The sequence below is a fragment of the Paenibacillus sp. genome (assembly GCF_048976745.1).
Taxonomy (GTDB): Bacteria; Bacillota; Bacilli; order Paenibacillales; family Paenibacillaceae; genus Paenibacillus.
The window spans coordinates 1-10,885 of the sequence record NZ_JBHGUU010000014.1 but is presented as its reverse complement, the minus strand read 5'-3'; the positions used below and the strand labels follow the sequence as shown (position 1 = coordinate 10,885).

The 10,885-nt window shown below is 46.1% G+C and carries 7 protein-coding genes and 14 tRNA genes; 1 reads left to right on the top strand and 20 read right to left on the bottom strand.

Annotation, left to right across the window (positions count from 1 at the left end):
• Positions 1 to 26: 26 nt before the first annotated feature.
• The 6 genes from glmM to ppc form a co-directional block, all read right to left on the bottom strand.
• Entirely contained in the window at positions 27 to 1,367 is a 1,341-nt protein-coding gene (gene glmM / locus ACE3K2_RS20965; protein WP_421894554.1) for a phosphoglucosamine mutase, read from the bottom strand.
• A 72-nt stretch (positions 1,368 to 1,439) separates the two neighbouring features.
• Entirely contained in the window at positions 1,440 to 2,933 is a 1,494-nt protein-coding gene (locus ACE3K2_RS20960; RefSeq protein WP_421894551.1) for a YbbR-like domain-containing protein, read from the bottom strand.
• Complete coding sequence (cdaA, locus tag ACE3K2_RS20955) at positions 2,926 to 3,762, bottom strand: diadenylate cyclase CdaA (protein ID WP_017692119.1); 837 nt, start codon at positions 3,760 to 3,762, stop codon at positions 2,926 to 2,928. The genes ACE3K2_RS20960 and cdaA overlap by 8 nt, the downstream gene beginning before the upstream one ends.
• Before the next feature lie 312 nt (positions 3,763 to 4,074).
• Positions 4,075 to 4,689, bottom strand: a complete 615-nt coding sequence (locus tag ACE3K2_RS20950; protein ID WP_017692118.1) for a zf-HC2 domain-containing protein — start codon at positions 4,687 to 4,689, stop codon at positions 4,075 to 4,077.
• 136 nt (positions 4,690 to 4,825) lie between these two features.
• Complete coding sequence (gene sigW, locus ACE3K2_RS20945) at positions 4,826 to 5,392, bottom strand: RNA polymerase sigma factor SigW (protein ID WP_421894546.1); 567 nt, start codon at positions 5,390 to 5,392, stop codon at positions 4,826 to 4,828.
• A gap of 260 nt (positions 5,393 to 5,652) precedes the next feature.
• Positions 5,653 to 8,445 (bottom strand): phosphoenolpyruvate carboxylase, encoded by a 2,793-nt coding sequence (gene ppc / locus ACE3K2_RS20940; protein ID WP_421894543.1) that lies wholly within the window; start codon positions 8,443 to 8,445, stop codon positions 5,653 to 5,655.
• 581 nt (positions 8,446 to 9,026) lie between these two features.
• On the opposite strand from ppc, the gene ACE3K2_RS20935 reads away from it, so the two are divergent.
• Positions 9,027 to 9,368 carry a WGxxGxxG family protein gene (locus tag ACE3K2_RS20935; protein WP_421894540.1) on the top strand — a complete coding sequence of 114 codons (342 nt, stop codon included), beginning with the start codon at positions 9,027 to 9,029 and terminating at the stop codon, positions 9,366 to 9,368.
• Positions 9,369 to 9,568: 200 nt separating this feature from the next.
• On the opposite strand, the gene ACE3K2_RS20930 is transcribed toward ACE3K2_RS20935, so the two are convergent.
• The 14 genes from ACE3K2_RS20930 to ACE3K2_RS20865 form a co-directional block, all read right to left on the bottom strand.
• Positions 9,569 to 9,639, bottom strand: a tRNA-Gly gene (locus ACE3K2_RS20930).
• 12 nt (positions 9,640 to 9,651) lie between these two features.
• A tRNA-Pro gene (locus ACE3K2_RS20925) sits at positions 9,652 to 9,725 on the bottom strand.
• 30 nt (positions 9,726 to 9,755) lie between these two features.
• A tRNA-Arg gene (locus tag ACE3K2_RS20920) sits at positions 9,756 to 9,832 on the bottom strand.
• Positions 9,833 to 9,840: 8 nt separating this feature from the next.
• Positions 9,841 to 9,915, bottom strand: a tRNA-Gly gene (locus ACE3K2_RS20915).
• A 6-nt stretch (positions 9,916 to 9,921) separates the two neighbouring features.
• Positions 9,922 to 10,005, bottom strand: a tRNA-Leu gene (locus ACE3K2_RS20910).
• Positions 10,006 to 10,020: 15 nt separating this feature from the next.
• Positions 10,021 to 10,096: transfer RNA gene (locus ACE3K2_RS20905), tRNA-Lys, on the bottom strand.
• Between the two features lie 7 nt (positions 10,097 to 10,103).
• Positions 10,104 to 10,178, bottom strand: a tRNA-Gln gene (locus ACE3K2_RS20900).
• A gap of 16 nt (positions 10,179 to 10,194) precedes the next feature.
• Positions 10,195 to 10,272 (bottom strand) — tRNA-Asp (locus ACE3K2_RS20895).
• Between the two features lie 25 nt (positions 10,273 to 10,297).
• A tRNA-Met gene (locus ACE3K2_RS20890) sits at positions 10,298 to 10,374 on the bottom strand.
• An 87-nt stretch (positions 10,375 to 10,461) separates the two neighbouring features.
• Positions 10,462 to 10,537: transfer RNA gene (locus tag ACE3K2_RS20885), tRNA-Val, on the bottom strand.
• A gap of 6 nt (positions 10,538 to 10,543) precedes the next feature.
• Positions 10,544 to 10,615, bottom strand: a tRNA-Glu gene (locus ACE3K2_RS20880).
• Between the two features lie 16 nt (positions 10,616 to 10,631).
• A tRNA-Ser gene (locus tag ACE3K2_RS20875) sits at positions 10,632 to 10,724 on the bottom strand.
• A 5-nt stretch (positions 10,725 to 10,729) separates the two neighbouring features.
• Positions 10,730 to 10,805: transfer RNA gene (locus ACE3K2_RS20870), tRNA-Asn, on the bottom strand.
• Positions 10,806 to 10,808: 3 nt separating this feature from the next.
• A tRNA-Ile gene (locus tag ACE3K2_RS20865) sits at positions 10,809 to 10,885 on the bottom strand.

The window sequence follows — 10,885 nt, the reverse complement described above, 5'->3', positions numbered from 1 at the left end:
TGTACACAAAATGTATATCTAAGGTGTTAAACCAGTTCCTTTTGCACCACGTCTGCAATCTGGGATACAAACTGCTCCAGTTCACCTTTATCTGGTCCTTCCGCCATAACACGGATCAGGGATTCTGTACCAGAAGCACGAACGAGTACACGTCCATTATCGCCGAGTTGTTGTTCTACTGTAGCAATAGCTTGCTCGATTGCAGAATTGCCCTCGTATTTGCTCTTATCTTCAACACGCACATTCACCAATACTTGTGGGTACTGGGTCATTAGTGATTTGAGTTCACTCAGTTTTTTACCTGAAGCCTTGAGCGTGTCCACGAGTTGAATCGCAGTCAGCATACCGTCTCCCGTTGTGTTGTAATCCAGGAAAATAACATGGCCAGACTGCTCTCCGCCCAGGTTGTAACCACCGCGACGCATCTCCTCCATTACATAACGGTCACCTACAGCTGTTTTAGCTGTTTTCAGTGCAAGTTTCTCTGTTGCTTTGTAGAATCCAATGTTACTCATAACCGTTGATACAACGGTACTGTCCTTCAACTTGCCTGCACGATTCATCGCATCACCACAGATACAGAGAATGAAGTCTCCATCCACTTCAGCGCCTGTCTCATCAATAGCAATCAGTCGATCCGCATCCCCGTCAAAAGCAAGACCCAGATCCGCTTTATGTTTCAGCACTTCTTGTTTCAAGTTCTCTGGATGAGTTGATCCACATTGCTCATTGATATTCAGGCCGTTAGGCTCAGCGCCAATGGCAATGACTTCTGCACCAAGTTCACTGAACAATTTCGGTGCCAGCTCATAAGCTGCTCCGTTTGCACAGTCCAGAACAATTTTAAGACCAGAGAACGACTCATTAACAGTCGTTTTCAGGAAGTCGAGGTAACGATAACGAGATTCTTCATCCGTCGTTACGGTACCCAGCCCGCCACCAACTGGCCGTGGCAATTGATCTGTCTCCGCATCCATCAACTCTTCAATCCGGTTCTCTGTTTCATCAGACAGCTTGAAGCCATCTCCGCCAAAGAACTTGATTCCGTTATCCTCAACCGGATTGTGGGAAGCCGAGATCATCACTCCCGCGTCAGCCTTCAACAAACGTGCAATATACGCCACTCCCGGAGTGGATACAACGCCCAGACGAATCACATCAGCGCCAATGGACAACAGACCTGCAACCAGTGCGGATTCCAACATCAATCCCGAGATACGAGTATCCATGCCGATAACCACTTTGGGTCTTTCCACACCACCTGCAAGCACGTAACCACCACAACGTCCAATGCTGTAAGCCAGCTCTGCCGTTAACTCTTTATTGGCAACCCCTCTTACACCGTCTGTTCCAAAATATTTCCCCATGATTTAACTCCTTCTATTCGCATCATATACGAGCACTATTATTATTTTTTGAGAATTTTAAAATTAGAACGTTTACGGATTCGCGCCACTTTTACTGCCAGTACCGCTGTTATTATTATTTAAATTACCTCGACTGCTTGTGCTCCCCTGTTGGCCCTGATCCTGAGTATCCGTATTCGATTCCGTTTCATCTTCATCAGGAACAGGCTCCGTTTCCCCATTTTCGACCTCGGCTGGTGAAGGGTCAGGTGCTACCGTTCCCTCGTCAGTCGGATCTTCGCTAGGAGGAGTCGTTGTGTCTTCAGCCTTTTCGCTAATTTTGACCGTTGCACTCAGAGCATTGGATGATTCATCCAGTTTGGCAAAACGGGGCAGGTCGGCTTCAAGCTTGATCTCATGCGTTCCCACCGCAAGTCCAGCAAGATCACCGGTCAACGTGAGATCCTCACTGCTTAGACCCTCAAGCATACTTGGTGAGCCTGTGAGTGTAAGGTTCAGACCGCCGCTTCGAGGCGTAACCAGCGTCCCTTCCAGTCCATTCCCCGCACCTGTAAGTGTGATGGGCACGTTCGGAAAGACTTTGGTTGTCTTCTCTGCCTCGTCAAATGGTGATATGGTTACCTTGATCTGAATCGAACTAGGCTCGATTTTCTCAAAACCGGAAGGCGGCGTCAAGTCCACGTTAACTGTCGATGTACCCGACTGATCAAACTGTGTAAGATCAAGGGTTACTTGGTCGTAGGACTGTATACCCGCAAGTGCATCCTCTGATCCATACACCGAGACTTCTTTCACGCTAGGCTCTACTGTGGAGAGAACCAGGCCTTCTGGTAGCTGTCCCGAATATTTGATCCTTAAGGGTACAGATGTATAGGGCTGATTGACCGGAACTCGGACTTCAACCGTTTGAGGCGTTATAATCGCGTTTTCAAGGACTTTACCTTCAGCATCGTATGCTTGAAGTTTCACTTTTTTCTGTATGACATCTTCCTTGGCATCTTTGATGCTCACACTGCCCAGGACCTTCGCTACGGCCTCGAGTTGCCCTTCGGGAAGAGTTACCTTAACTGGCGTAGAAGGTTCAATTACGGGCGTTCCAGCGCTGTATCCGGCGGATGGTTCCCCTTCGGGTACAATATTCACATTGAAGGATTTGGTGCCCAATTTTTCTACATTCACGGTAACCATGGAAGGCTCCATACTGACCACTTCTACACCGGAAGGTAAATCAGGTACCAGCGGCAGTGTATTGGACCCATCCTTAACCTGACTTAGATCGACCAGTACCTTGTAATCGTCATTGGTAAAAATCGATGTTAACATCGAGCGCTGCCCTTTGATCTCCAGCCGGACCTCATCCGTACTTAATGAAGTAAGCACATAGCTGTTGCTGTCTAATCCATAAGGTTGAACAGGCACCGTACGTTCCACAATCTTGTTGGTTGTCCCAGTTGTGATCGTAGGAGTGGTTGGTACTTCGTCCAGATGAATCATAAACCAGAGCAGCAGGCTCACTGCAAGCGCAAGTATTTTGGCAAAGTTATTATTGTTAAACCACTTATCCATTGTTACGTCCTCCCTTCCGTTTCCAGAAGGTTGTCCAGCCATTCTTTTTCAGATTGGATGTAGGGCGCAACTCCTCATACAGTTTGGCAATCAGTGATTCTTCCTTAATATCACGAACGACCTGTCCATTCATTGCCAGCGACACTTGCCCTGTCTCCTCCGAGACAACCAAACAGATCGCATCTGCAACTTCGGTAATCCCGATTGCCGCACGGTGACGCGTTCCCAGTTCCTTACTGATAAACGGATTCTCTGATAATGGCAAATAACAGGCTGCCGCCGAAATCTGTTTCCCTTGTATAATGACGGCTCCATCATGGAGCGGTGTATTTGGAATAAAGATGTTAATCATCAGCTCCGAGCTGACCAGAGAGTGCATTTTAATGCCCGATTCCGTGTAATCGTTCAGACCCGTTTCACGTTCAAATACGACCAATGCGCCAATTTTACGCCGTGACAAATAATTAACAGACTTAATAATCTCACCAATTAACACCGTTAATTCTTCATCACTCGCTGCCGCTGAACGTCCAAACAGCTTACCGCGTCCCAATTGCTCCAGACCACGACGCAGTTCCGGCTGAAAGATAATGAACACCGCAACCACACCAAACGTAAACATCTGGTTCATTAACCATTTGAGCGTATACAGGTTTAGCCACGTACTTAATGCCCAGATCAGCACAAGGAACAGAATTCCTTTCAGGAGCTGAACCGCACGTGTACCCCGCACAAGCAAAATCAGTTTGTACATAATATAGGTAACGATCAATATATCGATAACGTCCTTAATGGACTCTGTCCACGTTAAGTCAGCAAAATAATTCATAAGCCAGCCCCCGCTATCCCCATTGATGAGTAAACCCTGATCTCATATTAACCCATTAGGATTTTATATAATCCTTTGTCTCCGCATTTTTGCATCATTTGATTTGTGCAAGATGCGTATCTATATGTAGTAGTATGTTCTCTTTAGTATCTAGGTTATAACGTTAACGTTCAGGTTGCAAGTTACGGCAGTCTCAAACTGCGCATAAACATCACATTTACCATGAATTACAAAGTTTACGTATAAAAAAGAGTACCCCATGCAATCTGGAGTACCCTGCTTGGTATATACCATTGAAGAATTTACCCTGTTCTAGCGATAAGCCACTTCATTTACCATATTGGTTATTTTGTACCAGAACCAGTCCAGCGCCTGATCAATGCTTTTCACTTGACCTGAAATATGCGCTGTTGAAGCCTGAAACAGTTGTCCGTCGATAACCGTCAGATTGCCGTTCACATCCCCATATACTTGCGCGGTTCCATTTTCTATCGTAAGATCGCCAGCAATTGACTTACCTTCAGGAACAATAACCGTGTTACCCTGAATCACGATCTGGTCCAAATTATTTCCCTTAACGACCATTTCGTTATTCTGATTCCAGAAATTCAAGGCGCTAAAGAGCATCACGACCAAAAAGAAGGCTGCCGCCGTCAGCGCGGGATGTCCTTTGACCCATTTGAGCCATACTTGCTGTCTCTTGGGCTGGGGCAGAGCATTCATAATTCGATTGGTCAGCTCATCAGAGGCAGACGGTGAATAGTGTTTCATGGCAAAGAGTAGCATTTCCGTCTGTTCCAACTCTTTAAAGCGCATGCGACAATCCGGACAGATCACAAGGTGACTTTTCAATTCAACCTTCTGGGCCGGGGACAACGACTCATCCAAACATTCATGCATTAAAGAGACGGCCGAGTTGCAATCCATATGAGAGCCAATCCTTTCTTAAATCACTTAGTCCATGAGCCATTAAATAGCACACATAAGACTTGCATACATTACATACGCATCCGTTTCGGATATGTTTCAAATAATTTCGCCCATATTTAAAGGCGTTTAACATTTATAACTTATACTCCAATTTTTTACGCAGAAAATCACGGCCTCGATGAACGCGTGTCTTGATCGTTGTTACGGGCATACCTGTCACGTCACTGATTTCCTGTAGCGACAAGTCCTGTAAATATCTCAGAATCATAACGGACTTATACTTGGCTGGCAAACTGTCAATGGCTTCACGAATGAGCGTCTGCGTTTCCGACAGGAGTGCTTCACTCTCCGGTGTACGATCATCACTTGGAAGCATCGCATAACCATCAGATCCCTCCTGATCGTTCAGTTCAGCATCCAAAGAGTATAAAGGTTTCTTTCTACGCAGTCGGTCAATACACAGATTAGTCGCGATCCGGTATATCCAGGTTGAGAACTTCTGGTTCGGATCATACTTCTCCAGATTGCGAAACACACGTAAAAACGTCTCCTGCACAACGTCTTCAGCTTCATGACGATTGTTCAGCATCCGGTATGCCAAATGAAATAGCTTGTCCTTATATAGTTCAACGATTTCTGCGAAGGCTCTCTGGTCACCCTTGAGCACCAGTTTCACAAGCCTATTCTCCAAATTGTCCACCCTTATTCCCCCAGACATGCTGATGGGTCTTCCGTCTTCTAATACCCGTCCACACTTGTAATTCACCAATCAAATCGTAAATCAACTTTGGTCAAAAATCAAGACTGTATGACAAATATCCTCCAAAAACAGTAAAAACGGGAACTCCCGCAGGAGTCCCGTTTCATCTCTCACTCCGTAAAGGAGAGAATGGAGCTTTTATTCAACAAAGTAATGGGTACTTTGTTACACATCATTATTCAAATGCAGCCCTTCAATGATCAGCCTGTATTCCGCAGCCCTGCAGCGATGCCATTGATTGTCAGCAACACTTCTCTGAGCAGTTCCGTATCATCCTCACCACGTTCACGCATATCTCTAAGCTCGCTTAGCAGTTGAACCTGCATGTAGGACAATGGATCCACATAAGGGTTACGAAGACGAATGGATTCTTGAATAACTGGAACATCATCCAGAATCTCAGCTTCTCCGGTAATTTTCAGGATCAGCTCTTTGGTAAGCTTGAATTCGGCTTCAATCTGACCGTATATGCGATCTCGAGCTTCCTTATTGGAAGTCATGGCTGAGTACTCTTTGGCAATCACCAGATCTGCCTTGGCTACAGCCATCTGAACCGTATCAATCAGCGTGCGGAAGAATGGGAAGCTTGCATACATTTCTTTCAGGACAACCAGGTTTTCCTCTTTATCCTGATAGAAACTTTGCAGCCCTGTTCCTGCAGCATACCATGCCGGAAGCAGATAACGACTTTGCGTCCATGCAAATACCCAAGGAATCGCTCTCAGATCTTCGAACTTGTCGCTCCCTTTCCGCTTGGATGGACGTGAACCAATATTCAGTTCACCCACCTCTGGAAGCGGTGTGGATTCCTTGAAGAAAGTGAAGAAGTCCGGATCACGGAAAATCAAATCCTGATATTTCGTCAGGGATACTTCCGAAATCTCTTTGATGATGCTGTCCCAATGACGCTCGGATTCTGATTCTTGCGGCTCAAGACCATTCAGTGCTGCGGTAATCAAAGCAGAAGTTGCCTGCTCCAGACTACGGTATGCAATCCCCTGAAGGGAATAACGAGAAGAAATAACCTCTCCCTGCTCTGTAATCTTGATGCCTCCGCCAATCGTATGCGGTGGTTGAGCAAGAATACTGCGGTTGAGCGGCATGCCGCCACGTCCAAGAGCCCCGCCGCGTCCATGGAAGAACTTCAGCTTAACGCCATGTTCATTACCTACAGCCGTGATCGCATTCATGGCTACACGCAGTTCCCAGTTGGCTGTAACCACTCCGCCATCCTTGTTACTGTCTGAATAACCAAGCATGATTTCATGCAGTTCATTCCGTCCTTTTACGCTTGCGCGATATACAGGAAGGTTGAACAGCTTTTGCATAATGTCCGAAGCCGCATGAAGATCATCAATCGTTTCAAACAGCGGTACCGCTTGAAGTGTAGCTACAACCTCACCATTGTTTCCTTTGGTGAATAAGCCCACTTCCTTGGCAAACACCATAACCTCCAGCAAGTCACTTGCGCCCTGCGTCATACTGATCAGGTAACTTGTAATACAGCCGGTTCCAAATTCGTTCTGGGCACGCTTAATGGTGCGGAAGACATCCAGACACTCTTTGGTCCCCTCTGAGTATTGGTGATAAGGAGAAGTAAGCGGACGTGGATCATCCAGCAAACGAGCAAGCAGATCGATTTTACCGTCTTCTGTGAGACGTGCATAATCTTCTACAATGTTCATTTTCGCCAAAATCTCCGACATCGCATTTTCATGTTCCTGACTGTGCTGACGCACATCCAATGCAGCGGTATGGAAACCAAACAACTCGACTTGACGAATCATTTTACGAATAGTCGTATCTGCTACGTAATCGGCAAAATGATGGCGCAGACTTCGATCAATAATCATCAGATCATCAATCAAATCCTGAGCGCTATGATAACGGTCAGCCTGACCTAATTTGTTCTCATCCAGCACATTGTTCAGCTTGGCAATCATATAGGCCAATTTGATGCGATATGGCTCTTTTTCATTCCGCCAGATATCCACTTTTTTCAATGTAACAGAATTGCGGTCCTGCTCAATCGACTGCACCAGCTCATCCGATACATGAATGATGTTTGTGCTGAAGCTGAGATGACCCATAAGTTCAATCATAATCCGTTGGTATTCACGCAAAGCGAGCTTGCGTTGCATCAACAACGTCTGCCATGTTACATCTGAAGTTACCGAAGGATTTCCATCCCGGTCTCCACCGATCCAGGAACCGAACCGCAAATACGTCGGCACATGCCAGTCATGGTCAGGATAAAATTTGTTCAGGCAGCGTTCCAGCTCCTGATATACATCCGGAAGTACGTGGAACAACGTTTCGTGAAAGTAGTACATCCCGTTCCGCACTTCATCGAGTACAGTCGGTTTGCGGTCGCGAAGTTCATCTGTCTGCCAAAGAGTAATAACCTCATTCAGCAGTTTCTCACGCAACTGTTCACGTTCACGCAACGTCAGCGTAGGATTATCAAGAAGCATGACATCTTCAGATATCCGTTTATGGATATCCAGAATAACCCGGCGCATGGCTTCGGTTGGGTGAGCTGTCATAACGAGTTCCAACGACAAATCGTCGAGAATCTCTTCCACCTCTGTATGAGACAATCCACGTTCCTTAAGATCCTGTACTGCTTTCTCAATCGATCCTGGCTGCACAGCGTTCCCTGCAGAACGTTCATAATCCCGTTTACGCCGGATCCGATGGTTTTGTTCAGCAATATTAACTAATTGAAAATAAATAGCGAAAGCCCGAATAACCTGGTGACGATTGTCCGAGTCTAATTCCTGGATCATCGTTTTGAACTCTGCATACAGTTCTGGCAAAAATTCTGCACGTAACGATTTGCTCGTTTCCCGAATCTTCTCAACGATATCTAGAAGCTCCGTGCCGCCTTGATGGACAAGAACTTCTCCGAGTATATTGCCCAGGAACCGCACGTCTCTACGAAGCAGGTTGTTGGATTGGCTTTTGCTGGCGGTTACCATAGTTTCAGTCATGCTTATCCTCCCATCTGATCGTTCCATTCGTACACGTAAATTTGACACCTTCATAACATCATACAATAAAATGGTACGAAAATCTTTATTTTTCTACTAGAAAAAATGGGGATTATCCCCGATTTACAGCACAAAAACACGCTTTTTTATTCATTTTCTTGTTCTGCTTCATTTAATGGTCATATGCTGTCGCATGATACCTTTTTCACGTACTTTACATAAATCAAATGTCTCATACCTATACTTAAAAATTCATAAATATACAGTTCTTTTAGATATAGTCCAATATACCTGATACTGAGGTTAAACCGCATAAATTCATTGTTTGAGAACAGATGATATACAAAGAAACATGACCGGCAAAGCAAGCTTTTGTATACTTTACCACAGTGACGCAATAAATTAAAGATATAATTATAAATTTCTTCCCACTACAAGTCTGCTTATTAGAGGAGTTTCTTATGTATGTTCCTAACCTGCTGTAATCATAGGGATACTTTAACAGACCATTTCTACATAATGTCCTTCGCTTTTTGGGCAGATTAATCTATAGATCTAACCAAAAAGGAGGAATCCCCATCATGAAAAAAGTGACTACAACGATTGCATCCTTACTCCTGGTTGCAGCACTGGCTGGTCCAGCTGCTGCTGCTGATGGCCAAATGGCTAAAGGAATGGATACCAACACCAACGGATCACGCGTCCGGTCTTATCAGGACATCAACTACATGGATCGCACAAACACCAACGTGAATATGAATGGAAACTACCGCAACAATGGTGACTATCGTACCAACAGTGTTCGTGCAAATGCCACAACAACCGACCGTGACAACGGCATGGATTGGGGCTGGCTTGGTTTGCTGGGTCTGCTTGGTTTAGCTGGCATGCGTAAAAGAGTGACCGATCACAATGAACGTTAAACTGAATCACATCACGTAATAATAGCTGCTTTGTCTTAGAAGCAGCACATCCACAGAGATACACAGAAGAGCCTAGGCCTCCCTATTTGAACAGTAAGGGGGTCTTGGCTCTTTAACAATATACTCTTACATAAAATCAACTGTTATTCCTATATAAAGATAAAAAGCCTCTGCATCTGCAAAGGCTTTTTCATTATGTAAGCGGGTGATGGGAATCGAACCCACGCTATTAGCTTGGAAGGCTAAAGTTCTACCATTGAACTACACCCGCATAAGCATAAAATCGGGATGACACGATTTGAACATGCGACCCCCTGGTCCCAAACCAGGTGCTCTACCAAGCTGAGCTACATCCCGTCAAAACATGTAATTACTTATTAATAAAAATGGCGCGCCCTGAGAGATTCGAACTCCCGGCCTTTTGATTCGTAGTCAAACGCTCTATCCAGCTGAGCTAAGGGCGCAAAAATTATGGAGCGGAAGACGGGAATCGAACCCGCGACCCTCGCCTTGGCAAGGCGATGCTCTACCGCTGAGCCACTTCCGCAAAATATGGTGCGCGTGAAGGGACTTGAACCCCCACGTCGTGAAACGCCAGATCCTAAGTCTGGTGCGTCTGCCATTCCGCCACACGCGCACACTTTAAAAATAATGGTGAGCCATGAAGGACTCGAACCTTCGACACCCTGATTAAAAGTCAGGTGCTCTACCAACTGAGCTAATGGCTCTCATAAATGGCTGGGGATATAGGATTTGAACCTATGCATGACGGAGTCAAAGTCCGTTGCCTTACCGCTTGGCTAATCCCCAACAATAATTAACTAAATGGCGGAACCGACGAGATTCGAACTCGCGATCTCCTGCGTGACAGGCAGGCATGTTAGGCCAACTACACCACGGTTCCAAAGACATAATGCATAAGTGAAAATTGGTTGCGGGGGCAGGATTTGAACCTGCGGCCTTCGGGTTATGAGCCCGACGAGCTACCGGGCTGCTCCACCCCGCGTCGTTCTTAAGTATTAAATCCCTTGGGCCCCCGGAAAGTACCCGGAATCCGCAGCGAAGCATTAACTTCACTTTTTGGGGATGTTTATGGTGGAGGCTGAGGGGATCGAACCCCCGACCCTCTGCTTGTAAGGCAGATGCTCTCCCAGCTGAGCTAAGCCTCCATGTTATGACCCGTATGGGATTCGAACCCATGTTACCTCCGTGAAAGGGAGGTGTCTTAACCCCTTGACCAACGGGCCATGCTAATAAACTTTGTGGCGGAGAGAGAGGGATTCGAACCCTCGAGACGCTTGTGGCGCCTACACGATTTCCAATCGTGCTCCTTCGGCCAAACTCGGACACCTCTCCATAAATGGCTCCCCGAACAGGACTCGAACCTGTGACAACTCGATTAACAGTCGAGTGCTCTACCAACTGAGCTATCAGGGAATATGGTGGGCCTTAGTGGACTCGAACCACCGACCTCACCCTTATCAGGGGTGCGCTCTAACCAGCTGAGCTAAAGGCCC